The organism is Hanstruepera marina (assembly GCF_019880635.1).
In the GTDB taxonomy this organism is placed as follows: domain Bacteria; phylum Bacteroidota; class Bacteroidia; order Flavobacteriales; family Flavobacteriaceae; genus Hanstruepera; species Hanstruepera marina.
In genome coordinates, this window is the sequence record NZ_JAINVX010000001.1 from 1,220,001 (window position 1) to 1,245,496 (window position 25,496).

Below are 25,496 nucleotides of genomic sequence, written 5' to 3' on the forward strand. Positions count from 1 at the left end.
TAGTGATCCGGTGGTTCCGCATGGAAGGGCCATCGCTCAAAGGATAAAAGGTACTCCGGGGATAACAGGCTGATCTCCCCCAAGAGCTCACATCGACGGGGGGGTTTGGCACCTCGATGTCGGCTCGTCACATCCTGGGGCTGGAGAAGGTCCCAAGGGTTGGGCTGTTCGCCCATTAAAGTGGCACGCGAGCTGGGTTCAGAACGTCGTGAGACAGTTCGGTCTCTATCTACTGTGGGCGTTAGAAATTTGAGTGGATCTGACTCTAGTACGAGAGGACCGAGTTGGACGAACCTCTGGTGTACCAGTTGTTCCGCCAGGAGCATTGCTGGGTAGCTACGTTCGGAAGGGATAAGCGCTGAAAGCATATAAGCGCGAAACCCACCACAAGATGAGATTTCTTTAAAGGGTCGTGGGAGATGACCACGTTGATAGGCTACAGGTGTAAAGGCAGTAATGTCATAGCCGAGTAGTACTAATAACCCATAGGCTTATTGTACGGCCGTTCTTTTTATAGGTACAACAAACTAATCATGTAGACTTTTCAATATGTCAACAATATACGGACCGAGCGTCCGAAAGACTTAAGGTGGTTATAGCGACGGGGCTCACCTCTTACCATTCCGAACAGAGTAGTTAAGCCCGTTAGCGCCGATGGTACTGCACTCGTGGGAGAGTAGGTCGCCGCCTTTTTTGAAAACCCTTTCATTGCATAGATGAAAGGGTTTTTTGTTTTGGGGGTGTAAGGTTTATTGCTTTTAAAGACTAATTGAGGAAATTTAATTATATTACATACTTATAAATTTCTGTTTCATAAAATCTTTGCATGAATACACTAATTAAAGCTAATTTAAAAACTCTTCAGAAGGCTTCATTTTTATTGTCCAATTTATCCAATACCATATTAACCGATAAATCTATTTCCCCATATTATTCAAGTGTTGGCTCACATATTAGGCATGTACTTGATTTTTACGATTGTATTTTGAAGCCTATACAGGTTTTTGATTTGACTGCTAGATGTCGAAATATTGATGTGGAATCCAACTGTGAAGCAGCATTAACTTATTTAGAAGTCTTAAAAAATAAGCTTAAAAACCTTGAGAATGTTGATTTAAAAAAAGAGGTTGTAGTATTAGATGATTTGGGAATTGGTAAAGTAGAGATAGTTTATACGTATTCGGCTTTATTAGCTCAAGCAAATAGCCATGCAATTCATCACTACGCTATAATTAATTATATATTGGATGGGATGAAAATTACTATAAACGATGCAGATTTTGGATATAATCCCACAACACCTAAACAGTCAGTTAATTTGAATTAAACATACTGTCAAGTATTGTTTTAAGCCCTTTAAAAGCTATAATAATAGCCGATAAGCAAATTAATATACCTATAATTAATATTGGAATAAATAAAGGCTTTTCTTGATTGCTAAATGCTATATAAATTAATGTGGGACCAAAAAACATACATAATAGGGAAATAGCCATTTTTTTAAGGCCTTTAATCAAAACTTCTTTGTCTGTATGTTTAGTTTCCATTTTGATAATTTTCGATAGCTAAACGAACACTTCCAAATTTGTTTAATAATAAATTTGCATCTTTGTACGAGACATTCAGTTCTTTCATCAGCATTTTTGTGCCTCTATCTACCAATTTATTATTACTTAATTGCATATCAACCATTTTATTTCCTTTAACTTTTCCGAGTTGAATCATTACAGAGGTCGATATCATATTAAGAACCAATTTTTGAGCTGTTCCTGCTTTCATACGGGAACTTCCGGTTACGAACTCAGGACCTACAATGACTTCAATTGGAAATTTAGCCGTTTTAGATAAGGGACTGTTATGATTGCAAGTAATACAACCCGTAATAATATTATTGTTATTACACATTTTAAGCCCACCTATTACATAGGGTGTAGTACCGGAGGCAGCAATACCAATTACAACATCATTGGAATTTATATTATATTCTTTTAAGTCTTGCCAAGCTTGAGATTCGGAATCTTCGGCAAACTCTACAGCTTTTCTAATGGCATTGTCGCCACCAGCTATTAATCCAATAACAAGATTATAATCTACACCAAAAGTTGGAGGGCATTCTGAAGCATCAACTATACCCAAACGTCCACTAGTACCAGCACCAATGTAAAACAAGCGACCCCCATCTTGCATTTTTGCTACAACCTGAAAAACTAATTGCTCTATTTGTGGAATAGCTTTTTCAACAGCAAGTGGCACAGTTTTATCTTCATTATTGATGTTTATCAATAACTCGGAAACCGTCATGTTTTCCAGAAAGTCGTAATTAGAATCTTGTTCTGTGGTTTTTGTAAAATCCATATGTCCAAAAATACAGATTTTATAGTATTTACTCTTGAACTGTATAAATAATTTCTGATACTTCGGATAGTCTAAAATAACCAAGAGGATAATTGTCTGGATTTGTTGTATTTATGCAATTTCCTCTAACAGTAGCTGGCTGGGTTTCGAATGGCCCACCACCTCCACCAGTTTGTTGAAGCAAAAGAAACATAAACTCATAGAACCGTTCTGATACTCCATGATTCCTTATTATAACTTCATCATTTGGATTTAAATCTTCTTCAACATAGAAACCAAAAATTAAATTTCCATTGACAAATTCATCTTTAAATGTATCAAGTGTTGGCGTTACAGGAATACTTGGTATAAATTCAAAGAAATAGTAATTTTCTTCATTTACTGGATCGGTGAAAAAAGCTTTTATTTCTGTTTCCTCACCTGTAAACCCACCTTCTAAATTTTGCTCTACGTATTCCAATTCAGAAACTCCCAAAAGAGTTTCAGTGCCTGTATATGTTTCATTGTTGTATATTATGGTGAGCTCATACTCTTGATTAATTATAGGTACAAAATTTGAATTTTCATAAATACCGCTACTTCCATTTTCAATAAAATTGTAAACAGTATTACTCTCATCAGTAATATAAACTTGAGCATCATTGGCAGGAGGAACCGATTCGTTAAAAAAAGGAGCTGTTAAAGTTAATTTTATTGATTGATCGTTTCCAGAAGTACCTTTAAACCAATTTATCGAAGCGTCAATTACTAATCTTGGTTCAGATGTAGGTACATCAACATCAATCACATCTTCGCATGTAAATAAAGTTAAACTGAATACTAATAGGACAATATGTTTAATTTTCATAATAATTAGAATTTGAAATTATATGAAATAGAAGGCACTATGCCAAAAATAGATAATCTTACAGCTTCGTTTACACCAGTATCCCTATTTTCCTGAAATTGAATTGATGCTGCATTACGTCTGTTATAGACATTGTAAATTCCAAATACCCATTCGCCTTGCCAACCTTTGATTTTTTCAGGTTTAGGGACATAGGTAGCCGAAATATCCAATCGGTTATATGCTGGTAATCGGTTTTCATTTCTTAATCCATAATTGGGTATTGATATGCCATTATATTCATATTGGGCATTTGGATATGTTACAGGTTGACCCGTTTGGAAAATAAAATTGGCATTAAAGCGCCATTTTTTATTAAAATCATAACTGCCAGTAAAAGACAAATCATGGGTTTTATCATAAGGTGTACTATACCACTCACCATTGTTAATACCTGGTTCAACAGAAGTTCTTCCTGGTGTTCGCTGTTCAGATTTTGAAAGCGTATAAGCAATCCAACCTTTAAAGCGGCCTTCATTTTTTCTGAATAAGATTTCTAAACCATAAGCTCTAGCTTCACCATTTAATATAACTTGCTCTATGGCGTCATTGGCAATTAAATCAGCTCCATCTATATAATCAATTCTGTTTTCAACTTTTTTATAGAACGTTTCAAGTTCCAATGAATACATATTGTCTTTAAAATTCCTGAAATATCCTAAAGCAACTTGATCTAAAATTTGTGGCTCAATGTATTTACCACTGGGAGCCCAAACATCTAAAGGCGTTGGAGAGTTTGTATTAGATATAAGGCTTAAATATTGGCTTAAACGGTTGTAACTTGCTTTTATAGATGAATTATTGTTTAACTCATACGCTAAAGCGGCACGTGGCTCAAGGTTTCCAAATGATTTAATGATATCACTTCTACTGTAAGTTTCAGTTCCAATAGGTTCAGCTTTTTCATAAACTTGTAATTCCTGATTGAAATTTACGGCTTGATTGTTTTCATATATATTTAATTCATCTTGACCTAAACGCAAGAAAGAACTGTATCGTAAACCATAAGAAGCCATTAATCTATTGGTTAACTTATGTTCCACATCTAGATATATAGCGTTTTCAAAAGCATATTTGTCGATTAGTTTGTCCGCATTTATTCCAGAATCTGATGATGAAGGTGTAATTTCTCCAGGATTAAACTTATGGTATATACTATTTAAGCCGTACTGTAGTTTTATTTTATCACTTACATAGTGTTTAAAATCATATTTTACATTGAAATTACGAATTCCGGAATCCCAATTAAACCCTACAAAGTCAAGTCTTAAGCCATAATAGTAATCAGAGTATATAAGTGAAAGGTTTGAAAACAATTTATCAGAAAAAAGATGGTTCCATCTAAAATTTAACACAGTATTTCCATACGTATTTTTAAAACTTTCGTTCAGGCTGAATACATCACGCCCAAAATATCCAGACAGGTAAACATTATTATTCTGATTAAGCTTGTAACTTATTTTGGTGTTTAAATCGTAGAAGTAGGCTTTGTTTTCAACTTCAAAAAGTGGTAAAAATAAATGAGCGTATGTGGCTCTTCCTGCCAATAAAAAAGAGCCTTGTCCTTTATTTATTGGGCCTTCAGCCAAAAGTCTACTAGATATTAAGCCAATTCCGCCATTCATATGAAACTTATTGCTGTTTCCTTCTTTTTGGTAAATATCCAAAACCGAAGAAACACGACCGCCATATCGTGCAGGAATACCCCCTTTATAGAGTTTTAAATCTTTTATGGCATCGGGATTGAAAACCGAAAAGAAACCGAATAAATGTGATGAATTATAAATAGTTGCTTCATCCAGCAATATTAGATTTTGATCTGCAGCTCCACCACGAACATTAAATCCAGAAGCACCTTCACCAGCTGTAGTAACTCCAGGTAGAAGGGTAATGGCTTTAATAACATCAGCTTCTCCAAAAACTACAGGTATTTGCTTTATGGTATTAGCCGTTAGTGAATTGATGCTCATTTGTGGTTTTCTAATGTTGAGTTTTTCAACATTTTCTTTAATTATGACTTCATCAAGACTTTCAACAGATTCTGATAAGCTGAAATTTTTGGTAAGACTTTCATTTAGGTCTACAGTTTCTGAAAAATCTTGATAGCCTAAATAGCTAACAATTAATTTATACGAACCTTTTGGTAAGGTTATGGAGTAAAAGCCATATTCGTTTGTCGTAGCTCCAGTAGATAGTTCTGGGAATAAGATGTTGACTCCAATTAATGTTTCATTATTGTTAGAATCTGAAACTACACCACTTAATGTTACTTTTTCTTGAGCTAATACGAAATGGTTTGAAAACCAAAATAGGCAAAGTAGACCTAAAATACGTAGATTCATTCAGAACAATTTTGTACTAAAATTATAAAAAAAAGCTCCTGATTAGGAGCTTTTTTGATAAACTTTATATTTATTTTAAGGAATCTAGTATTTTGTTTAAAGTTTGGCTTGGACGCATGACATTATTTGCCAACTCGCCATTCGGTTCGTAATAACCACCAATATTGGCAGCATTGCCTTGAACACCATTCAATTCTGATATTATGGTTGATTCGTTAACTTTAAACAAATTAGAAATAGGCGCAAAACGTTTTTGTAAACCTTCATCTTTTGTCTGACTAGCTAAAGCTTCAGCCCAATGCATAGCTAAATAGAAATGACTTCCTCTGTTATCTAACTCTCCAACTTTTCGTTTAGGAGATTGGTTGTTTTGCAATAATTTTTCAGTAGCCTCATCTAGCGCTTCTCCTAAAACTTGAGCTTTAGGGTTATTGGTTACTTCACTTAAATGCTCAAATGAAACAGCTAGAGCTAAAAACTCTCCCAAAGAATCCCAACGCAAGTGATTTTCTTCAACTAATTGTTGAACGTGTTTTGGGGCAGAACCGCCAGCGCCAGTTTCAAATAATCCACCACCATTCATTAATGGTACAATAGAAAGCATTTTAGCACTAGTTCCCAATTCCAATATTGGGAATAAATCGGTTAAATAATCACGTAGTACATTTCCTGTAACCGATATGGTGTCTTGTCCTGCTTTTACACGCTCTAAAGTAAATTTAGTTGCTTCAATAGGTGAAAGAATACGAATATCCAACCCAGTTGTATCATGGTCTTTTAAGTAGGTATTCACTTTTTTGATTAACTCGGCGTCATGAGCTCTATTTTTATCAAGCCAGAATACAGCTGGTGTTTGTGAAGCTCTTGAACGATTTACGGCTAGTTTTACCCAATCTTGAATAGGTGCATCTTTTACTTGGCACATTCTCCAAATATCACCAGGTTCAACATGATGTTCCATTAAAGTATTGCCAGAAGCATCAATTACTGAGACTTTTCCTTTACTTGCTATTTCAAATGTTTTATCATGAGAACCGTATTCTTCTGCTTTTTGAGCCATTAAACCTACATTGGGTACAGTACCCATAGTTGTTGGATCAAAAGCACCATGCTCTTTACAAAAATTTATTGTAGCTGAATAGATTCCTGCATAACTACTATCTGGAATAACCGCTTTAGTATCTTGTTGTTTACCTTCTTTGTTCCACATTTGCCCAGACGTACGAATCATGGCAGGCATAGAAGCATCAATAATAACATCGCTAGGTACGTGTAAGTTTGTAATACCTTTGTCACTATTAACCATAGCCAAATCAGGTTGGTTATTAAAAGTGGCCTCAATATCGGCTTTAATAGCATTACGTTTGTCTTCTGGTAATTCTGCAAGTTTGCTAACTAAATTTCCGAAACCATTGTTGACATCAACCCCTAATTCTTCAAAATCGTGTCCATATTTTTCAAATAAATCTTTGAAGTATACGCGAACTGCATGACCAAAGATAATTGGGTCACTAACTTTCATCATGGTTGCTTTCATGTGCAATGAAAATAACACGCCTTGTTCCTTTGCATCAGCAACTTCACGCTCTAAAAAGCTTAATAAAGCTTTTTTGCTCATTACTGTGGCATCAATAATTTCGCCAGTAAGTAAAGGGAATGCTGATTTTAAAACTGTTTCATTTCCAGCTTCATCAGTATGCACTATTTTTATTGAAGTAGCTTCAGATATTGTTGTCGATTTTTCATTATGAGCAAAATCACCAGCACTCATGGTTGCTACATGTGTTTTGGAATCTTTACTCCAAGCTCCCATAGAATGTGGATTCTTTTTAGCGTAATTTTTAACAGCTTTTGGTGCACGACGATCAGAATTTCCTTCTCGTAATACAGGGTTTACTGCACTTCCTTTAATTTTGTCGTAACGATTTTTAATGTCTTTTTCTTTATCGTTTTCTGGACTTTCAGGATAATCAGGAAGAGGGTAACCTTTATCTTGTAATTCTTTTATAGCTGCTTTTAATTGTGGAATTGAAGCACTAATATTTGGCAATTTAATAATATTGGCTTCAGGTTTTTTAACCAATTCACCTAAAATCCCTAGGGCATCTTCTACTTGTTGTTCTGCATTTAAGAAATCTGGAAAAACAGCTAAAATTCTAGCAGCTAAAGAGATGTCTTTCGTTTCAACATTAATTCCAGATGAATTAGCAAATGCTTTTACTATAGGAAGAAACGAATAGGTTGCTAATGCTGGAGCTTCATCTGTTTTAGTGTAAATTATTGTAGAAGATTTTGTCATAATTATTAAAGTTTTATTGGCGTGAATGCTTTGTTTTTAAGAATTGCAAATATAGCAAATAATTGAGGATTTTTGTAAATGAGATATTGATTTGAGGTCTTATATTATTTTTTTAAATGGAAATTTTTTGAGAAAAATGTGATATAATTACTCAATGACAATTTTGAATGTGTTCAACAGCGACAAAGCACCTTCCTTTGAGAATTTTGCGCATTTCACATTGTTGGTTTCTGGATTTATGTCAAAATTGGAAGCTTTTGTCAAATCGGCTTTTTCTAGATTAGTATTGTCAAATGTAGCCTGCTTTAAATCGGTATGATCAAAACATGATTTTGATAAGTTGGCATTGGTAAAATCCACTTTTTCTAAAATACAATGGCTAAAGCGTGTTTGATTTAGGTTTTTATTATAAAATGAAGAAAAACTAAATATAGAATGATGGGCCTCAAAAGAAAAAAGAAAATCACTAAACTCGTAGAAATTAATTCCTAAAAGCTTACAATGTGAAAACAGAACATCTTTAAAAGTGGCGTCCTTAACTTTAATGCCACTTAAGTTACAGTCCTTAAATTGACAATCGGTAAAAGATACGGCAGATAGATATGAATCTGTGAAATCACAATTAATAAAGATGCAGTTGTCATATTCAGCTTTGGTAAGGTTTTCTTTCCGATAGTCTTTTTTATCAAATGTCTTATCGGCAATAAAAGGGATGGACATGTTTTGTTTTTTGTAAACGATAAAGATACAAAACCAATAATTAGAAAAAACAAAAGCCATATCACTTCAGATGTACACCTGATATTGATATGGCTTTCTTTGAAATTAGTTTTGCGTGATCTAGATACTATTGCTACTATCTGGGTTAAATTGCTTCAACCTTTTCAATTCAAGCTAAACTAACTCAAATGAAACATTTTGTTAACTGCAACTTTCAAAATGTATTGACCTGTTGCTAAAATGTTCCGTTTAATTGCTTTTCTTGATGTTTTGTCTGTTTACCCGCCAGTTTTCATGGTTTGCAACTTTCAAAACATTGTCTCGTCAACAGGCTATCACTTTCGGTCTCACCTATATTTAGAAACTTTCCACTTAAACGGCTACCATCTGCCTAAACATACAGTACGTTTTTAAGCTTCATGATTTTTTAGTTAAACATGCTTACACATGCTACCTCAAAACCTCAAAAAACAATTTATGATAAAGAACGTTACTTTACTGGAATTAAAGACTAATTTGTTATTTTCAAACGAAAACCAACCGAAGTTGTTCCTTAATCCTTCTGCTAATATAGGACAGCTTTTTAAAATTCCAAATTTTTTAAGCTATTAGATATCAACTGTTTATAAACTTAAGTTATTAACTTTTGTTAATAAAAAAAGCCCTGTAAAAGCAGGGCTTTCCAACGTTATCAACTAATTATTAACGTTTCATGCTTTCTTTAATTCTTGCTTTCTTACCAGTCAAGCCTCTGAAGTAATAGATACGTGCTCTACGTACGCTACCACGTTTGTTAACTTCAACTTTTTGCAATGCTGGCATGTTTACTGGGAAAATACGTTCAACTCCAATAGTTCCAGACATTTTTCTAATGGTAAATGTTTCAGAAGATCCTGTACCTCTTCTTTGAATTACAACACCTCTAAAAAACTGTGTACGGGTTTTATTACCTTCCTTAATTTCGTAATAAACCGTAATTGTATCTCCAGCGCTAAACTCTGGAAAATCTTTTCTTGTTACAAACTCGTCTTGTACAAATTTTACTAAAGATTCCATATCTTTAAATTTAAATAGAATTAATTCGAAACAACATTCACGATTCTCGCCAGAGGTTAACCCGAAATTGGGTGCAAAGATAATTAAAAAGTTGCAAGTTAAAAGTGAAAAGTCAAAAAGTTTTGTCCTCGTTACTTACCGACGGTTAACACTGGTAGACTTGAACTGACGCCATAATTTAGTTTATTCATCCAATAAATCAGGACGTCTTTCATGGGTTCTCTTGTAGGCCTGATCTTCCCGCCATTTTTCAATTTCTGGAAAATTACCGCTAAACAACACTTCTGGAACGTCCCAACCATTGTAACTGCGTGGTCTGGTATAAATAGGTGGCGCCAATAAATTATCTTGAAACGAATCGGTAAGGGCAGAGGTTTCATTGCCCAAAACCCCTGGAATTAATCTAATAACGGCATCGCACAATACGGCCGCGCCCAATTCGCCTCCTGAAAGCACAAAATCGCCAATGGAGATTTCACGGGTAATAAAATGGTCGCGAACACGTTGGTCAACGCCTTTATAATGGCCACATAAAATTATGATATTTTCTTTAAGTGATAACTGATTGGCTATGCCTTGATTTAGAGTTTCGCCATCAGGTGTCATGTAGATAATCTCATCATAGTCACGTTCGGCTTTTAAACCAGAAATACATTTGTCTATAGGCTCAATCATCATGACCATGCCTGCACCACCACCAAACTGGTAATCGTCTACCGATTTATAATTGTCCGTAGTATAATCCCGAAGGTTATGAAAATGCACTTCTACCAAGTTGGCCTCAATGGCGCGTTTCAAAATAGAAGCCTCAAACGGACTTTGTAATAGTTCGGGTAAAACGGTAATAATATCTATGCGCATAGGCTTGCTTTAGACTGCAAATATACTTGAAATGTTTTTGGAATGGTAAGTTTTGTTTTTGGAGTTTCGTTGACGTGTTCGTGATGATTCCGTTACGGGAAATTCCGCAGAAATTTCTGCTTAAGAATCAATATAAATGTAAGATTATTTTACCAATTAATATTTAGCTAGCTATGGATTATACACGTTGTTGTACGCTGGCTTTCATCTTAAAAATTTAATTTTCGGATTGTAGATTATATCATTTTCATTACTGATTCTTATTGAATTTAGTAATATTAAGATCAAATTGATAAAGTACATAACTCCAATAATAATGAAAACTATGTTTAGAGTAAGACTTGCTAAAACTCCTATTTTTGACATGAGAAACCAGAAAAAAGGAATAAAAAACAAAAGTAATGTCCAAGTTATCTCAAAATTGATTAGATCTTTCCCTAATTTGTTGATATTTTTAATCTTACCTTTTTTCGATGTCCAAAGTATAAATGGAATTAAAATCCCAAGTAATGGAAAGAACAGAAATGTTAGAGCTGATAGATTCATAAACGTTAAATACTTTTTGTCTTCTTTTATAGACCAATCAATTAATTCATCAGGATTTACATTTAAAGCATTTGCTAATCGCTTCAATGATTCACCTGTAGGGTTTGATTCACCCTTTTCAATTCGTTGAATAGTTCGTAAACTTAAACCAGATTCTTCTGCTAGAAATTCTTGAGACATTCCTTTCTGGTTTCTCAATTCTTTTACTCTTAAAGCCAAATAGTTGTTATCCATTTTCTAAAGATTTCTTTTTAGTTAGAGTTTTTCTGTACCTCATTATTATGATGGTTAATATTCCTAATAAAAATCCAGGAATCAATTGAACTAACGACCCGTATATAACATGATTTAATAGCGCTTGCCCAAAATTATCAAAATATAGTCCATAATGAGTACCAATTTCCCATTTTGTATCTACCCACCAAAGTATGGCGACTGGAATTCTTGAAATAGGCGAGTAAATAAGTAAACTAAAAAAAAGAATCTGGAATGCTTTTTTATGTTTAGCTATTTTAATACCTAAATATATTGCAAATCCTAACGTAAGCCAAAGTAACCCAATAATAAAAATAGAATATTCAGGCAATCCCAATAATTCCAAACAATATCTAACAGGTGTTAAGATTAATGCAATTATTATGGGTGCTTTAGCATAATGCTTGGCTTGCTGTATAGTAGTTTTTTCGTTGTTTTTCATACTAGTTCTTTTTAGCGATAATTTTACGACCAGATTGATTCATCGTTAAGCTAATAACTTTGTTCATTTCATTTTTATTAAACGTGATTTCTGCATCTACAATTTTTACAAAAAAATGATTTTGAGTTTCAGCAAAAAGTTCAACCTTTTTAGTTTGACCTGGTGCTAATAGGTATAATTGATTTGTGTTATCTAAACCGACTGTGAGGTTTACGTTTGGTTTAACCTCATAAGTACCCGTATAATTATTCAATATCTCAGCGGGAACTGCAATAGGCTTCCTTTCTTGTTTAGTGGTTTTAATTATTGCAGAAACTTTGTTTGTGTCTGGGCTAGTAACAAATAATTCTGCAACTTGTTTTGCAACGTTGTTTACATTTTTACAATTGCAATTCGTTAATGCAGTTATATATATGTTTTCTTTAGGTAAAAACAGAGCAATACTGGTAAAACCCTTTGTGCTTCCTGTGTGAGCAATTACAGGAGAATTTTCCAATCTTGAAAACCGAAAAGCATATCCATAAGGTATTCTTTTTCCAGTGTTTAATAGGGTTGGTGTCATTGCTTGCTTTATACTAGATTCTTTTAATAGCGTGTTTGAAAGTAATGCGTTTTGCCATTTTAAAAGATCCTCTGTAGTAGATAATAAAGCTCCAGCTGAATATGCTAATGACAAGCTCATATAATCTGCGTTTATAAAATCATTTTGTTCAACTATATAACCTGTAGTTCGGTTTGGAATAATATGTTTCATATTACCATAATATGATGATGTCATTCCTATTTTATCAAAAATATTTTCTTGAATAAATTGTCCATAAGATTGCTTGGAAATTGTTTCAATAATTTGTCCCAATAAAATATATCCTGCATTACTGTATTTAAATTTTTCACCAGGAATAAATTCCAATGGTTCATCTTTAAAATAGGTAATGAGTTCTTTTGGAGACCTATCCATTCTTGAAGTATAATTCTTTTCACTTAAAAGCGTTTTGTTTTTTATTCCGGAAGTATGATTTAATAAATGATGAATGGTAATATCTTTTCCAACCTCTGCATATTCGGGAATATATTTTCCTATTTTATCTTCGATATTGAGCTTACCTTGCTCTACAAGCATTAAAATTGAAATCGCAGTGAATTGTTTTGTGATGGAACCAATCTGAAATACACTGTTAATCTCCAAAGGTGTATTTAATTCTAAATTTGATTTTCCTAAAGCTTTTTTATAAATGGCTTTACCGTCTTTAGCTACCAAAATTGCAATGCCAGGATCATTAGCATTATATTGTTGGGAAACTATAGAGTCAATTTTTGATTCATAGCTTTGGCTAAAGTTAAAATATGTAATGAAAAGAAAAGTGAGTGTTGTAAAAAAATTATTCATTGATTTGTATTTAATGATCAGTGAACAAAATTAAATACAATGGGGAGATGACACTTGCGCCAAGCTTATGACATCTTTATGACATCTGGGGCAGTCCTTTGAATACTGATAGATATGGATTAGTTGTTATTAGATTTTAAGTATTACGTATCCTTTATTTAGTTGAGTCAAGCTTACGCACAACTTATTGATATGATATCGTTTTATTATTTAGACAAGCTCAATACAAGTTATATTCCTTGTCTATAAACAGAGATCAATAACCTTATTAATAAGGAATTTGACACAGTATGCAATAAACACTATAAAACTTTAGAAACGCTTGTTTAAAACGTTATCTATCGCAAAAGAAGAAAACAGATGGCTTATACATTTAGATTTGACTCATAATTTAAAATTTATATAATTATGAGAATGCCTTTTACAGAATTTATAACAAGTGGAGATTTAAAATTTATTATTGTGTTTGTCATTTTTATTGGAATGGCTTCATACCATTTTGCAAAAAAAATACAATCGAAAAGCAAAAGAAAAGCCACGCAGATTGAGTATCATAATAAACGAATTGATAACGCTGCTTTTTGGATTATTATATCGACAGTTTTATCATTACTATTGGGTTTAATGCATAGTTTCTACTTTATCGGAAAATCTGGTGGTGGAGCTCCAAACCTCATATTCCAAGGTGTTTCGTATACACTAATTACACCAGTTTTGGGGGTTATTCTTTTTATGATTTGCAAAATGCTTAAAGGAATTTCTAATTCCATAAATATGCCCTCATGATTTCATTGAAATATGTTATTGGTATGGTTGCCTTAGTTGTAATTAATCATACGAGCTTGTCACAAGTTGCCGTTTCTAATGGTGATCACTTAAGGCAAGAGGGCAAATTGGAAGCGGCTATTGCTGCTTATAAAGAATCATTTATAAAAACAACTGAAGACTCAATAAACACTTATAACTTGGCATGTGCTTTTGCTTTAACGTATCAAAAAGATAGTGCCTTTTACTATTTGAACTTAGCGCTTAAAAACAATCATTCGTTAAGACCATTAACAGATTCCGATTTATATGCCTTGATTGATGATGACCGTTGGGAATATATCGAAAACAAACAATTTGAAAAATTTCAAAAACATAATGGAAATCTTATTCAACCAGAGTATACTAAAAAGCTTTTGCAAGTTATAATAAAAGACCAAGCGTTGGATTACTATATAAAACAAGCGAGACGCTTTTATGTATCAGAGCAATATATACCACAATGGTACTATCCTTTGGGAGAACTTAAGCAACAATTAGTTTCAGAAAATTTTAAAGAAATTCGGCGATTGATTGATGTTTATGGTTGGCCAAAATACTCTACAGTTGGTACATTAGCAGCAGATGCTCCTTTATTATGTATTAACCATCATGAAGATGATTCCATTCGAAAAAAATATATTGATAGAATTAAGGAGTCTTGTTTAAAGGGAGAAGGTAGTTGTACGGAATTTGCTAAAATACAAGACAGGATACTTGTTAATGATGGAAAATTACAATTATATGGTATGCAATTTCGATATAGTCAAGATAAGACTCTCGAACCGTTTCCAATTAAAGATCCTGAATTTGTGGATAGGCGAAGAAAAACCATAGGATTAGAGCCTTTAAAAGATTATTTAAAACGAAAGATAAATTACGATTTTGATGTTGAACAAAAAAAATCTGCAGACTAGCGTTTGCAGATTTTTTTGTATTCTTAAACAGAGGTTTAATTACCCGTTTTTTTGCTTGTTAATTTCGTCTTGTAATTGGCGTCTTACCTTTTGTTCGCGTTCTAAAGCCGTTCGTCTATGCTCTTCAAACTCTTCTTCAATTTCAGCCAAGTTATTTCTGGCTTCTTTTGTTACGGCATTACTGTTATTAAATTTATAGATAAACAATAGTAATAAGGCTAATAAAATACCTAACATAGACCACATTAAAACATTGTAATTGGTTTTGCTCATTTGCATACCAAATAGCGACATACTGTCTTTTTCTTTGTTTGTTGAATCTAGCGTGGATTGGGTATTGGTTAAATTAGTCTTTAACTCGTCAATTTCTTTAGCCTGTGTGTTTACAATAGCTTGTGTGTCAACCAAATCTTTACGAATGGTTTCTAACGAATCGATGGTATGTGCCTTTAAAGTCAAAAACATACCTCTATTAACCGCTTCATACATTTGCCCATTTGTACCTCTAAAATTTCCAGATTTTTTTAACACGTATTCAAATTGATTGTCAATTGTGCTGGTATTTAAAGACAGTCCGTCGTCATCTTCTGCGGTTTCGGTTTGGGCTTGAATGGCATTAAAACTAAATAGGCTTAAAGCTATAATTGCTAAAAATTTAAACGTATTCATCAGGTTTGTTAAGTTTTTGTTGTTTACGAAAATAATAAATTAAGTTTAGTATCGATGGATATTAATAAAAAGCCTCACAAATGTGAGGCTTTTTGATATATACGATGTAAATTATTATTTAGATGTTTTTCTACTAATAATATGTAAAACGTCTTACTTTGGCAATGTATTTAGCTAATCTAATTACCTGATGGCTATAGCCATATTCGTTATCGTACCAAATATAAAGTATGGCGTTTTTACCATCTTCACGAACTATGGTTGCCTTACTGTCGTAAATTGCAGGAGCAGAGCTTCCCACAATATCACTAGAAACTAACTCGTCACTTAATTCGTATTTAATTTGTTCGACTAAATTACCTTCTAAAGCATATTTTTTAAGGATAGTATTAATACCATCAACCGAAGTTTCCTTATCTAATTCTAAATTTAAAATAGCTAAAGATCCATTAGGTACAGGAACACGAATGGCATTAGATGTTAATTTGCCTTCTAATTCTGGTAAGGCTTTAGCAACTGCACTACCTGCTCCAGTTTCAGTAATTACCATGTTTAAAGCTGCGGCACGACCACGACGGTATTTTTTGTGAAAATTATCTACCAAGTTTTGATCGTTAGTATAGGCATGTATGGTTTCTAAATGTCCGCTTTTTACACCAAAAGAATCTTCAATAGCTTTTAAGACTGGCGTAATGGCATTGGTTGTACAAGAAGCGGCTGAAAATATATCAACAGTATCAGGGTTGTGGTCTAATTGGTTAACACCATGAACAATATTTGGAACACCTTTTCCAGGAGCTGTTAATAATACTTTATCGACACCTTTAGATTTTAAATGTCTACTTAAGGCTTCTTTATCTCTAAAGGCACCAGTGTTATCTATAACCAAAGCATGATCTATACCATAAGTTGTATAGTCAATATCCTCTGGAGCATTGGCAGAAATAATATTAACCGTTGTGCCGTTAATTATTAAGGCACTGTTTTTTAAATCGGCAACAACAGTTCCTGGAAAATCACCATGAACAGAATCGTTGCGTAATAACGAGGCACGTTTTTCTAAAACAGTTTGGTCAATAGCACCACGTGTTACAATGGCTCTTAATCGCAACTGACTACCTTTACCTGTTTTTGTCATTAACTCTCTTGCAACTAAACGACCAATTCTACCAAATCCATAAAGAACAACGTCTTTTGGTTTTATGGCTTTTTCAGTTTTAGCATCACTTAATTTATCAGCAACAAAAGCTAATGCATTATCAAATTTCTTCTCTTCTAAATGGTACTCATAGGTTAACTTGCCAATGTCTAATTTAGCAGGAGGTAAGTCCAACGTTTTTATGGCTTGCGCAATTTCAACAGAGTCGAAAATAGAAATAGGCTTCTGCACAAACTCACAAGCGTATTCGTGCAAATTTAAAATTTCACTCACATTTCTATCGATTAGTTGATTTCTAAAAAGTACCAATTCAATAGATTTGTCGTACCATAGGTCGCTAACAATCTTAATAAACTCTACGGTAGCTTTGCGTCTGTCTGCTTGAAACGCTAATTCGTTCTCATAAGTTTCGTTAAAACTCATTGTTTTAAATATTTAGTGTGTTGTTAAATTTTTTGCAAAAGTAAGTTATTTCAAACGTTTTCGTTTAGATTTTTTTGAAAATAAAAATCCCTTTAACGTTAATATTTGTTAAAGGGACTTTTTTAATATGTCTGGCTATTATCTAAATATGTAACTCTGCTTTTGGCCACGCCTGTTTATAAGCTCTAGGGTTTCAATTTTATCGACAAGCTTATCACCATATTTATTTTTAAGTTTGGCAATATCTTCAACGGTATTGATTTTCTGACCGTTAATTTCTGTAATAATATAACCTCTATTAAGACCGATTTTTTGATATAACCAATAGTTGTCATTTTTGGTTACCAATACACCATTTTCAATTTTGTATTCATCTTTAATCTCTTGTGACAGGTTTCTAACGTGAATGTCTAAAAACTCGGTTGTCATTATTTCAATATTAGACAAGGTAACTGGAAGAATTGTCGAATTATTTTCGCGAATAATGGAAACATTAACAACATCGCCAGGGCGTTTAGTATTCAGGTAACCCGTTAAATCTGAAAATTTAGAAATCTTAACATCGTCAATTTTGGTAATAATGTCGCCTTTTATGATACCAGCTTCTTTGGCACCAGATTTTTCATCAACAGAGCCAACATAGAATCCTTCGGTATAGTTAACTTCTAATTTTTCTGAAGTTTCTCCGTTTAAACTCCAACCGTTTACACCTAATATACCATTTTGAACATTGCCAAACTCCATAATATCCTCAACAACTTTTCTGGCAATATTACTAGGTACAGCAAACGAATACCCAATGTAGGATCCTGTTTGCGAACTTATGGCAGTGTTAATTCCTACCAATTCACCATTAGCATTTACCAAAGCACCACCAGAATTACCTGGATTTACAGCAGCATCAGTTTGAATAAATGATTGGTGATTCTGACCGGTTAGGTCTCTTGATTTAGCACTAATAATTCCTGCAGTCACTGTTGATGTCAAGTTGAATGGGTTACCAACGGCTAATACCCATTCACCAATTTTAGCATCATCTGAATCCCCAAAAATTATATAAGGTAAATCCTCGTCAGCTTCAATTTTTAATAAGGCAATATCTGTTTTTGGGTCAGTGCCAATAAGTTTAGCCTCGTAAATTTTGTTGTCATTGGTAGTAATAGATATGTCGCGTGCACCAGCAATAACATGATTGTTGGTTATTATATATCCATTTTTATCTATAATGACTCCGCTTCCTGTGCCCACTTGTGCACGTTGCGAACGCCTTCCAAAAAAGAAATCTTCAAGAGTGGCAGGGCTGGAAACTACGGCTGTATTTTTAACATGCACCACAGCGTGCAATGTCTTTTCAGCGGCATCAACAAAATTTGGAGCCACTGGTAATACATTTAGATTCGAATTGCCGTAATTAGTTTGAACAAATGAAGGGCTTTCTTCAGTGTGTTCTGCCACTTTAATGGTTGCGTTTTCTTCAATAAAAAGTTTGTAGGCAGACAAGGTTATAAGGCCACCTAAAACGGAAACAAATAATAAGGTTGCGATTTTTTTCATCTGTTAATTGTTTTTAATATTTGAACAACGATTAAAATTAATTGTTTATTGATTTAGTTATTAAGTTTTAACTTTTTTTAACGTCGTATTTAACGCCTGTTTAACATGGTAATTTGCCCTATAATATTCATATATTTGCTGCATCTATGAGTCTTACTTTTTATAAATATCAAGGAACAGGTAATGATTTTGTAATCATTGATAATCGACAGTTAGTTTTTGACAAAAACAATACCAAACTTGTCAAATACTTATGCGACAGACGTTTTGGCATTGGGGCAGATGGATTAATTCTGTTGGAAAATGACAAGACTTCAGATTTTAAAATGGTGTATTACAATGCCGATGGCAATGAAAGTACAATGTGTGGCAATGGTGGACGATGCATTGTAGCTTTTGCCCAATTTTTGGGTATTATAGAAAAGCAAACCACTTTTCTGGCTATTGATGGATTACACGAGGCCTATATTGAAGGTGATGTTGTAAAACTTAAAATGCAGGATGTTGCTGAAATTAAAACGTATAACAATTATGTGTTTTTAGATACAGGCTCGCCCCATCATGTTCAAATGGAATCAGATTTGGAGCATTTAGATGTTAAAGTAGTAGGGTGTGAAATTCGATATGGTAACCCATACAATGAGGAGGGTGCTAATGTGAATTTTGTATCAAAAATTTCTAACGAAGAGTTTGCAGTCAGAACTTATGAACGAGGCGTCGAAGATGAAACGCTATCGTGCGGAACTGGAGTAACTGCAGTAGCTTTAGCTATGCATGAAATTGGAGAAACCCAAAATACTGTGATAACTTTAAACACCGAAGGAGGACAATTGCAGGTTTCATTTAAAAAGAACGATTTGGGCTATCATGATATTTGGTTGATAGGTCCGGCAAAAAGGGTCTTTAAAGGCAATTTGGCATGATTACACTAAAAGGCAAAAATCTCTACTTAAGAGCATTAGAACCCGAAGATTTAGAATTTGTTTTCAGTATTGAAAACGATGAAGATCTGTGGGAATTAAGTGCTACCCAAACACCGTATTCCAGATTTCTTATAAAACAATATTTGGATAATGCGCACCAAGATATTTTTGAAGCCAAGCAATTACGATTGGTTATCTGCAATTACGATAACAAAACACTCGGATTGATTGACTTGTTTGATTTCGATTTTAAAAATAAGAGAGCTGGAGTGGGGATTTTAATAAAACGGCAAGAAGATAGAGCTCAAGGTCACGGAAGGGAAGCTCTTGATCTGTTGGTGAATTATAGTTTCGACACCTTGCATTTACACCAGTTATACTGTAATATTTCTGAAGATAATGAAGTTAGCCTTTCGTTATTTGAAAAAAAAGGATTTAAAAGAGTGGGCTTAAAAAACGACTGGAATTTTAATGGTAAAACCTATAAAAACGAATTTTTATTACAATTAATTAATAACTAATGTACATTAAGAAAATACTTTGGGCAATTGCCTTGTTGGGGCTTGTAGTGGCAGCCTACTTTGCATATTACGTTTACAGTGCTATGTTTAAACCCAATACTGCTTTTAACAATGAAGCGGCATATATTTATGTCCCAACTCATGCAGATTATGATGATGTTCGTCAGCAGTTAGTGCCCTTATTAAAAGATATCGATAAGTTTGATGCGCTTGCAGAGCGCAAACAATACACTACAAATATTAGAGCTGGACGTTATGCCATTAAAAAAGGTATGAGTAATAACGATATTATTAACTCAATCCGCAGTAAAAACTTACCTATTCAAATAGCATTTAATAATCAAGAGTCTTTGGAAAAACTTGCTGGCAGGATATCCACACAGATAGAGGCAGATAGTTTGTCTTTAATTACGGCAATGAGCGATGAGGCTTTTTTGAATGAGCATGGGTTTTCTAAAGCCACGGCATTAGGTATGTACATTCCAAACAGCTATGAGTTTTTCTGGAACACCTCTGCTGAAAAGTTTCGAGAGCGTATGCTAACAGAGTATCAACGCTTTTGGACAGATGGGAGAAGAGCCAAGGCAAAACAGTTAAATATGTCAATACATGATGTTATGGCACTAGCTTCTATTGTTTATGAGGAATCTAAAAAGAAAGATGAACAACCAAGAGTGGCTGGAGTTTATATTAATCGGTTAAAGTTAGGGATGCCTCTTCAGGCTGATCCAACTTTAAAGTTTGCTGCTTACCAATTGCCTGAATATCAAAATACAGTTATTAAACGAGTGCTCAATAAACATAAAGAAATTGAATCGCCTTATAACACCTACAAATACGCTGGATTGCCACCTGGGTTAATTACAATGCCTGATATTTCTGCAATAGATGCGGTTTTAAATTATGAAAAACATAATTACTTGTATTTTGCAGCCGATGCCAAAAGAATAGGCTATCATAAATTTGCAAAAACCTTAAGTCAGCATAATGCCAATGCAAGAGAATATCAACGTTATCTATCGTCTCAAGGTATATATAAATAAAGGTGAAACGCTTTTTAATACATAGTGTTTTTATTTTTATTTCGATTGCGTCGTTCTCTCAATCTAAAATCAATCTGTTTTTAAAACCCAGTGATACATTACATCCTACTAGGCGTAATGCTGTAATTATAGCTGAAGCATCATTAGCAACCTTGTCACTTGTTGCTTTGGATCAATTGTGGTATAAAGATTATCCAAGGTCAAAGTTTCATACCATAAATGATAATAATGAATGGCTTCAGGTTGATAAGTTCGGACATGCCTATTCGTCTTATCAATTAGGTAAATTTGGTGCTCATGCTTTAAATTGGAGTGGTGTAAGTGAAAAAAATCAGTTAATCTATGGTGCCACTTTAGGTTTTGTTTTTCTGGGAGTTGTTGAGGTTTTTGACGGCTTTTCGGAAGAATGGGGATTTTCTTGGGGTGATATTGGAGCTAATGCTTTAGGTACAGGATTGTATGTTGGTCAGGAGTTGTTATGGAACGAACAGCGTATCATAATGAAATATTCGTTTCACCAAACACATTACGCGCAGCAAAGTTCGGATGTTTTGGGTAATGGACTGTCTCAAGAATTTTTAAAAGATTATAATGGACAAACTTATTGGTTGAGTGTTAATTTACATTCTTTTTTTAAAAATTCTAAAATCCCAAAATGGCTTAATCTGGCATTTGGCTATGGAGCAGAAGGTATGGTTTCCGATTCTTCTGACACTGTAACAAACCCTTTTCATGTTGATGAGCCTTACAGGCAATTCTATTTTAGCCTAGATATTGACTTGAGTAGAATTCAAACAAATTCTCATGTTTTAAGGACATTATTTGACGTTTTTAACATGATTAAGGTGCCATTTCCTGCTGTGGAGTTCACCGATAAAAATGGCATAACCCTACACGGAATCTATTTTTAGAACACTTAAACGATTAATTTTCAGGGTTTAAAAAAAAGTCATACCTTTGCAAGCTGAAATTTCAAAGCAATTTTCCCTCAAGAAATGCGTTGAAGAAATTGAAAACTATGAGAAAAAATATTGGAAGTTTTTTAGCCCTATCGCTTACAATATGTGTTTTAGTATTTAGTTCGTTTAAAACGAACAAAGCGATTACAGAAGACGTGTATTCTCAAAATGATGTTGCTTTAAATGAAGTTGAAACATCAAACGAAGAAGTGTTAAATGTGTTTCCTGCACATAACCCTCACAAACCTTTTTCCCCAACTTTAGGTAAATCTTACATTGGATTCAAAGAAGCTTTAGGTTTTAAAGAGTCAAGAGGAGATTACTCAACAGTGAATACTTTTGGGTATTTAGGTAAATATCAGTTTGGCAAGGAAACCTTAAAACTTATTGGAATTTATAATCCAGTATTGTTTTTAAATACACCTGAATTACAAGAAAAAGCTTTTTTAGCAAACGCAGAGCGTAATAAGTGGATATTAAGAAAGGATATCAATCGTTTTGTTGGCAAAGTAATAAATGGTATTGAGATTACTGAATCTGGAATTTTAGCTGCAGCTCATTTAGCGGGTCCTGGAAACGTTAAAAAGTTTTTAAGAAGCTATGGAGCTAATGGTTTTTCGGATGCTTATGGAACTTCAATTTCATATTATATGAAAAAGTTTTCGGGTTATGATACATCGTTTATCAAACCTAATAGAAAAGCAAAGGTTAAAATGAAAGCGTAACAGGTTTAGTTTTTATAAATAATAAATAGTGCAGGTCGTTTATGGAGGTCTGCACTATTTTTTTTCCATTCACTTACCGTTTTTGTTTTAATGTATTCTGTTGACAAAGTAATGTCACAGGCTACACATACTTGTGTTTCATCTTGTAAAAATTTACAAATATCTTCAAGCATAGCGTTGTTTCGGTAAGGTGTTTCTATAAATAATTGCGATTGATTCTGCTGCTGCGATAAGCGTTCTAATCGTATTAATTCCCTTTTTCTGTCCTGCTTATCTATTGGAAGATAGCCGTTGAATGCAAAGCTTTGCCCTGTCATTCCTGAACTCATAACGGCCATAAGTATAGACGATGGACCAACTAAAGGGACTACTTGAATATTTTTGTCATGGGCAAATTTAACAACTTCAGCACCAGGATCTGCTACTGCCGGACAACCAGCTTCAGAAATTAAACCAACATCTTCACCTTTTAAACACGGTTCCAAAAAAGTAGGGATTTCTTGTGGGTCGGTATGTTTGTTTAGTGTAAAAAGTTTTAAACTTGGTTGGCTTTTTTCTGGAGCAATAGATTTTATGAAGCGTCGTGTTGTTTTTTCATTTTCTACTATATATGTGTCCATTTGCTCAATAATTCGTTTTATGGTTACAGGTAATACGTCTAACGGATTGCTTTCGCCAAGTGTTGTTGGTATAAGGTAAAGTTTGCCTTGTATAATGGTCATTAGTTTACAACAAGTTTTTTTGTAATAGAATTTGAATTAGAGTTTGTGATTTTTATCATGTAAATACCCCTAGCAATATCATGGGTAGAAATGTTTATGGTTTTTCCAGATAGTTCGGTTAACGATTTTATTTGTTTGCCTTGCAAATCAAAAATTGTAACATCTTTAATTTCACCAGTTGAAACGGAAACGGTCAGGTTGGATTCAGTAGGGTTTGGATATAATTTTATTTTGTTTCTATTGAATTCTTCAATACTTAAATTGGAATCGATAATATGGTATATATTTCCTGAATCACGACCAGAAATATACAGCTCACCATTAAAGGCTTCCCCAAAAGAAGTCCAACCATTACCAGAAAATTGTTGAGAAAATGCCATTTCCCAAGTGCTGCCATTATAGCTTAAAACACCTATTTCGTCACTACAATAATCGGCAAAAAGATACTTGCCCGTCAAGTTGGAATAGATTGAGCCGCGATATACATAGCCTCCGGTAATTGAACATTTAAAGGCGCCACTTGACGAGTGGGTGTATTGAGCAACAGGAAACGTCATTGTACTCATGCTTGGACAACCAGAATTATTATAAACAGAATTTCCTTCATAACAGCGCCATCCATAATTTAAACCATCCTCGGTAATGGCAACACTATTTATTTCTTCAATGTCAAACTGACCAACATCTGCTATCCAAAGGTCGTTAGTTTGACTATCAAACGAGAAGCGCCACGGGTTTCGTAAACCATAAGCCCAAATTTCATCTAAAGCACTTGCATTCCCGACAAAAGGATTATCGTTTGGTATGGCGTAATTATTTCCGCCTTGAGCGTTGTTGACATCTATCCGCAACATTTTACCCAATAAAGTTGTTAAATTTTGAGAGCGATTTTCCGGGTCGCCTCCAGAACCACCATCACCAGTTGCAATATATAAATAGCCATCGCTTCCAAAAGCCATATCGCCACCATTATGGTTTGAATAGGGTTGTGAAATGGTTAGCAGATTAACTTCTGTATTAGGATCTGCGGTATTGCCATTAGGAGGGTTAGCAACAAATCTGGAAACTACGGTGTTACCACTATTGTTAATATAATTAACAAACACATAGCCGTTTGACAGATAATTGGGATGAAAAGCTAAACCTAACAAACCGCGTTCATTTCCACTATTTATTACACGGTCATCAATATTGAGATAAGGTGTGCCATTTACTGATCCATCTGGATTTACTATTTTGATAATACCATCTTGTTCTACAACAAACAGCCTGTCATCTCCAGCATTTTTAATGCCAATTGGACTATTAAATCCAGAGGCAAATAGTTCAATGTCTATAACTTGAGAAATTATTAAAGAGGGTAATAATAGTAAAGTAAATAAAAGGGTTAAGTTTTTCATGGCTATAATTTTTATACAACCAAAATACAAAAAAATCAAAGAATGATATGTATTGTTTTGAAACCTATTTGTTGTTTTTAAGCTTTAAGGCTATCTCGCTACAGGCCTCGTCAAGCATCTTAAATGTGTTTTCAAAGCCTTGTATGCCACCCGTGTAGGGGTCTGGAACACTATGGTTTTGTTCTGGATAAATCTCATTTAGAATAAAATAGACTTTGTCAACATCATCTTGATTTCGTGCCAGCTTTATGACGTTTTTATAATTGGATTCGTCCATGACATAAATTAAATCGAAATTATCAAAATCTAAAACAGTAAATTGTCTGCCTCTTTGGTTGGTAATATCCAATCCGTATTTTTTAGCTATTTGAATAGAGCGTTTGTCAGGCAAATCACCAACATGATAGTTTCCAGTTCCGGCCGAATCTACAATAAAACCTGGTTGAGGTAATTTTGATTTTAGAATACCTTCAGCTAATGGTGAACGGCAGATATTGCCTAAACAAACCATAAGGATTTTGGTCATAT

Annotated in this window: 25 protein-coding genes and 2 rRNA genes (1 of these 27 only partly in view); 10 read left to right on the forward strand and 17 right to left on the reverse strand. The window is 33.9% G+C overall.

The window, feature by feature from the left end:
• The 3 genes from K7G76_RS05715 to K7G76_RS05725 all read left to right on the forward strand — a co-directional run.
• Positions 1-499: ribosomal RNA gene (locus K7G76_RS05715) — 23S ribosomal RNA — on the forward strand (it extends 2,322 nt beyond the left edge of the window).
• Positions 500-585: 86 nt separating this feature from the next.
• Positions 586-693 (forward strand): 5S ribosomal RNA (gene rrf / locus K7G76_RS05720).
• A 133-nt stretch (positions 694-826) separates the two neighbouring features.
• Positions 827-1,327 carry a hypothetical protein gene (locus K7G76_RS05725; RefSeq protein ID WP_223033208.1) on the forward strand — a complete coding sequence of 167 codons (501 nt, stop codon included), beginning with the start codon at positions 827-829 and terminating at the stop codon, positions 1,325-1,327.
• Here the strand turns inward: K7G76_RS05725 and K7G76_RS05730 are convergent.
• The 11 genes from K7G76_RS05730 to K7G76_RS05780 all read right to left on the reverse strand — a co-directional run bounded on the left by K7G76_RS05730 (position 1,314) and on the right by K7G76_RS05780 (position 13,149).
• The gene (locus K7G76_RS05730; protein WP_223033209.1) at positions 1,314-1,547 is read right to left on the reverse strand and encodes a DUF6095 family protein; all 234 of its coding nucleotides are present in this window, start codon (positions 1,545-1,547) and stop codon (positions 1,314-1,316) included. The genes K7G76_RS05725 and K7G76_RS05730 overlap by 14 nt on opposite strands.
• Positions 1,537-2,355, reverse strand: a complete 819-nt coding sequence (murQ, locus tag K7G76_RS05735; protein WP_223033210.1) for an N-acetylmuramic acid 6-phosphate etherase — start codon at positions 2,353-2,355, stop codon at positions 1,537-1,539. The genes K7G76_RS05730 and murQ overlap by 11 nt, the downstream gene beginning before the upstream one ends.
• A gap of 28 nt (positions 2,356-2,383) precedes the next feature.
• A complete protein-coding gene (locus tag K7G76_RS05740; RefSeq protein ID WP_223033211.1) occupies positions 2,384-3,202 on the reverse strand; it encodes a DUF4249 domain-containing protein in 819 nt (272 codons plus the stop codon).
• A 5-nt stretch (positions 3,203-3,207) separates the two neighbouring features.
• Positions 3,208-5,583 (reverse strand): TonB-dependent receptor, encoded by a 2,376-nt coding sequence (locus tag K7G76_RS05745; RefSeq protein WP_223033212.1) that lies wholly within the window; start codon positions 5,581-5,583, stop codon positions 3,208-3,210.
• A 70-nt stretch (positions 5,584-5,653) separates the two neighbouring features.
• Positions 5,654-7,882 carry an NADP-dependent isocitrate dehydrogenase gene (locus K7G76_RS05750; RefSeq protein ID WP_223033213.1) on the reverse strand — a complete coding sequence of 743 codons (2,229 nt, stop codon included), beginning with the start codon at positions 7,880-7,882 and terminating at the stop codon, positions 5,654-5,656.
• A 147-nt stretch (positions 7,883-8,029) separates the two neighbouring features.
• Positions 8,030-8,602 carry a pentapeptide repeat-containing protein gene (locus K7G76_RS05755; protein ID WP_223033214.1) on the reverse strand — a complete coding sequence of 191 codons (573 nt, stop codon included), beginning with the start codon at positions 8,600-8,602 and terminating at the stop codon, positions 8,030-8,032.
• 702 nt (positions 8,603-9,304) lie between these two features.
• On the reverse strand, positions 9,305-9,658 hold the full coding sequence (gene rplS, locus K7G76_RS05760) for a 50S ribosomal protein L19 (protein WP_223033215.1): 354 nt from the start codon (positions 9,656-9,658) through the stop codon (positions 9,305-9,307).
• A 183-nt stretch (positions 9,659-9,841) separates the two neighbouring features.
• Entirely contained in the window at positions 9,842-10,519 is a 678-nt protein-coding gene (gene trmD / locus K7G76_RS05765; protein ID WP_223033216.1) for a tRNA (guanosine(37)-N1)-methyltransferase TrmD, read from the reverse strand.
• A 204-nt stretch (positions 10,520-10,723) separates the two neighbouring features.
• Positions 10,724-11,299, reverse strand: a complete 576-nt coding sequence (locus tag K7G76_RS05770; RefSeq protein ID WP_223033217.1) for a helix-turn-helix domain-containing protein — start codon at positions 11,297-11,299, stop codon at positions 10,724-10,726.
• Complete coding sequence (locus tag K7G76_RS05775; RefSeq protein ID WP_223033218.1) at positions 11,292-11,762, reverse strand: hypothetical protein; 471 nt, start codon at positions 11,760-11,762, stop codon at positions 11,292-11,294. Before K7G76_RS05775 ends, K7G76_RS05770 begins: the two co-directional genes overlap by 8 nt.
• A gap of 1 nt (position 11,763) precedes the next feature.
• Positions 11,764-13,149, reverse strand: coding sequence for a serine hydrolase (locus K7G76_RS05780; protein WP_223033219.1), 1,386 nt, complete (start codon positions 13,147-13,149; stop codon positions 11,764-11,766).
• Between the two features lie 414 nt (positions 13,150-13,563).
• On the opposite strand from K7G76_RS05780, the gene K7G76_RS05785 reads away from it, so the two are divergent.
• Positions 13,564-13,935: a hypothetical protein gene (locus tag K7G76_RS05785; protein ID WP_223033220.1), complete on the forward strand. Its 372-nt coding sequence runs from the start codon at positions 13,564-13,566 to the stop codon at positions 13,933-13,935.
• Positions 13,932-14,870: a DUF6624 domain-containing protein gene (locus K7G76_RS05790; RefSeq protein ID WP_223033221.1), complete on the forward strand. Its 939-nt coding sequence runs from the start codon at positions 13,932-13,934 to the stop codon at positions 14,868-14,870. The genes K7G76_RS05785 and K7G76_RS05790 overlap by 4 nt, the downstream gene beginning before the upstream one ends.
• Positions 14,871-14,909: 39 nt before the next feature.
• Here K7G76_RS05790 and K7G76_RS05795 read toward each other — a convergent pair whose 3' ends face one another.
• The 3 genes from K7G76_RS05795 to K7G76_RS05805 all read right to left on the reverse strand — a co-directional run bounded on the left by K7G76_RS05795 (position 14,910) and on the right by K7G76_RS05805 (position 18,675).
• On the reverse strand, positions 14,910-15,539 hold the full coding sequence (locus K7G76_RS05795) for a tRNA (guanine-N1)-methyltransferase (protein ID WP_223033222.1): 630 nt from the start codon (positions 15,537-15,539) through the stop codon (positions 14,910-14,912).
• A 133-nt stretch (positions 15,540-15,672) separates the two neighbouring features.
• Positions 15,673-17,121: a glyceraldehyde-3-phosphate dehydrogenase gene (locus K7G76_RS05800; RefSeq protein ID WP_223033223.1), complete on the reverse strand. Its 1,449-nt coding sequence runs from the start codon at positions 17,119-17,121 to the stop codon at positions 15,673-15,675.
• A gap of 138 nt (positions 17,122-17,259) precedes the next feature.
• The gene (locus tag K7G76_RS05805; RefSeq protein WP_223033224.1) at positions 17,260-18,675 is read right to left on the reverse strand and encodes a trypsin-like peptidase domain-containing protein; all 1,416 of its coding nucleotides are present in this window, start codon (positions 18,673-18,675) and stop codon (positions 17,260-17,262) included.
• 146 nt (positions 18,676-18,821) lie between these two features.
• Here K7G76_RS05805 and dapF point away from each other — a divergent pair, with 146 nt between their 5' ends.
• The 5 genes from dapF (at position 18,822) to K7G76_RS05830 (ending at position 22,846) form a co-directional block, all read left to right on the forward strand.
• Entirely contained in the window at positions 18,822-19,598 is a 777-nt protein-coding gene (gene dapF / locus K7G76_RS05810) for a diaminopimelate epimerase (protein WP_223033225.1), read from the forward strand.
• Positions 19,595-20,119: a GNAT family N-acetyltransferase gene (locus K7G76_RS05815; RefSeq protein WP_223033226.1), complete on the forward strand. Its 525-nt coding sequence runs from the start codon at positions 19,595-19,597 to the stop codon at positions 20,117-20,119. The genes dapF and K7G76_RS05815 overlap by 4 nt, the downstream gene beginning before the upstream one ends.
• Complete coding sequence (gene mltG, locus K7G76_RS05820) at positions 20,119-21,162, forward strand: endolytic transglycosylase MltG (RefSeq protein ID WP_223033227.1); 1,044 nt, start codon at positions 20,119-20,121, stop codon at positions 21,160-21,162. Before K7G76_RS05815 ends, mltG begins: the two co-directional genes overlap by 1 nt.
• Before the next feature lie 2 nt (positions 21,163-21,164).
• Positions 21,165-22,073, forward strand: a complete 909-nt coding sequence (locus K7G76_RS05825; RefSeq protein WP_369412183.1) for a DUF2279 domain-containing protein — start codon at positions 21,165-21,167, stop codon at positions 22,071-22,073.
• A 107-nt stretch (positions 22,074-22,180) separates the two neighbouring features.
• Positions 22,181-22,846 carry a peptidoglycan-binding protein LysM gene (locus K7G76_RS05830; protein WP_223033228.1) on the forward strand — a complete coding sequence of 222 codons (666 nt, stop codon included), beginning with the start codon at positions 22,181-22,183 and terminating at the stop codon, positions 22,844-22,846.
• A 5-nt stretch (positions 22,847-22,851) separates the two neighbouring features.
• On the opposite strand, the gene K7G76_RS05835 is transcribed toward K7G76_RS05830, so the two are convergent.
• The 3 genes from K7G76_RS05835 to K7G76_RS05845 form a co-directional block, all read right to left on the reverse strand.
• Positions 22,852-23,568, reverse strand: a complete 717-nt coding sequence (locus tag K7G76_RS05835) for an SAM-dependent methyltransferase (protein WP_223033229.1) — start codon at positions 23,566-23,568, stop codon at positions 22,852-22,854.
• Positions 23,568-24,968 (reverse strand): PQQ-dependent sugar dehydrogenase, encoded by a 1,401-nt coding sequence (locus tag K7G76_RS05840; protein WP_223033230.1) that lies wholly within the window; start codon positions 24,966-24,968, stop codon positions 23,568-23,570. Before K7G76_RS05840 ends, K7G76_RS05835 begins: the two co-directional genes overlap by 1 nt.
• 64 nt (positions 24,969-25,032) lie before the next feature.
• Positions 25,033-25,494, reverse strand: coding sequence for a low molecular weight protein-tyrosine-phosphatase (locus K7G76_RS05845; RefSeq protein ID WP_223033231.1), 462 nt, complete (start codon positions 25,492-25,494; stop codon positions 25,033-25,035).
• Positions 25,495-25,496: the final 2 nt, after the last annotated feature.

Excerpts from the sequence above, each read along its gene's own strand:
- K7G76_RS05725 (WP_223033208.1), top strand. The coding sequence starts at position 827 with ATGAATACACTAATTAAAGCTAATTTAAAAACTCTTCAGAAGGCTTCA.
- K7G76_RS05730 (WP_223033209.1), bottom strand. The coding sequence starts at position 1,547 with ATGGAAACTAAACATACAGACAAAGAAGTTTTGATTAAAGGCCTTAAA.
- murQ (WP_223033210.1), bottom strand. The coding sequence starts at position 2,355 with ATGGATTTTACAAAAACCACAGAACAAGATTCTAATTACGACTTTCTG.
- K7G76_RS05740 (WP_223033211.1), bottom strand. The coding sequence starts at position 3,202 with ATGAAAATTAAACATATTGTCCTATTAGTATTCAGTTTAACTTTATTT.
- K7G76_RS05745 (WP_223033212.1), bottom strand. The coding sequence starts at position 5,583 with ATGAATCTACGTATTTTAGGTCTACTTTGCCTATTTTGGTTTTCAAAC.
- K7G76_RS05750 (WP_223033213.1), bottom strand. The coding sequence starts at position 7,882 with ATGACAAAATCTTCTACAATAATTTACACTAAAACAGATGAAGCTCCA.
- K7G76_RS05755 (WP_223033214.1), bottom strand. The coding sequence starts at position 8,602 with ATGTCCATCCCTTTTATTGCCGATAAGACATTTGATAAAAAAGACTAT.
- rplS (WP_223033215.1), bottom strand. The coding sequence starts at position 9,658 with ATGGAATCTTTAGTAAAATTTGTACAAGACGAGTTTGTAACAAGAAAA.
- trmD (WP_223033216.1), bottom strand. The coding sequence starts at position 10,519 with ATGCGCATAGATATTATTACCGTTTTACCCGAACTATTACAAAGTCCG.
- K7G76_RS05770 (WP_223033217.1), bottom strand. The coding sequence starts at position 11,299 with ATGGATAACAACTATTTGGCTTTAAGAGTAAAAGAATTGAGAAACCAG.
- K7G76_RS05775 (WP_223033218.1), bottom strand. The coding sequence starts at position 11,762 with ATGAAAAACAACGAAAAAACTACTATACAGCAAGCCAAGCATTATGCT.
- K7G76_RS05780 (WP_223033219.1), bottom strand. The coding sequence starts at position 13,149 with ATGAATAATTTTTTTACAACACTCACTTTTCTTTTCATTACATATTTT.
- K7G76_RS05785 (WP_223033220.1), top strand. The coding sequence starts at position 13,564 with ATGCCTTTTACAGAATTTATAACAAGTGGAGATTTAAAATTTATTATT.
- K7G76_RS05790 (WP_223033221.1), top strand. The coding sequence starts at position 13,932 with ATGATTTCATTGAAATATGTTATTGGTATGGTTGCCTTAGTTGTAATT.
- K7G76_RS05795 (WP_223033222.1), bottom strand. The coding sequence starts at position 15,539 with ATGAATACGTTTAAATTTTTAGCAATTATAGCTTTAAGCCTATTTAGT.
- K7G76_RS05800 (WP_223033223.1), bottom strand. The coding sequence starts at position 17,121 with ATGAGTTTTAACGAAACTTATGAGAACGAATTAGCGTTTCAAGCAGAC.
- K7G76_RS05805 (WP_223033224.1), bottom strand. The coding sequence starts at position 18,675 with ATGAAAAAAATCGCAACCTTATTATTTGTTTCCGTTTTAGGTGGCCTT.
- dapF (WP_223033225.1), top strand. The coding sequence starts at position 18,822 with ATGAGTCTTACTTTTTATAAATATCAAGGAACAGGTAATGATTTTGTA.
- K7G76_RS05815 (WP_223033226.1), top strand. The coding sequence starts at position 19,595 with ATGATTACACTAAAAGGCAAAAATCTCTACTTAAGAGCATTAGAACCC.
- mltG (WP_223033227.1), top strand. The coding sequence starts at position 20,119 with ATGTACATTAAGAAAATACTTTGGGCAATTGCCTTGTTGGGGCTTGTA.
- K7G76_RS05830 (WP_223033228.1), top strand. The coding sequence starts at position 22,181 with ATGAGAAAAAATATTGGAAGTTTTTTAGCCCTATCGCTTACAATATGT.
- K7G76_RS05835 (WP_223033229.1), bottom strand. The coding sequence starts at position 23,568 with ATGACCATTATACAAGGCAAACTTTACCTTATACCAACAACACTTGGC.
- K7G76_RS05840 (WP_223033230.1), bottom strand. The coding sequence starts at position 24,968 with ATGAAAAACTTAACCCTTTTATTTACTTTACTATTATTACCCTCTTTA.
- K7G76_RS05845 (WP_223033231.1), bottom strand. The coding sequence starts at position 25,494 with ATGACCAAAATCCTTATGGTTTGTTTAGGCAATATCTGCCGTTCACCA.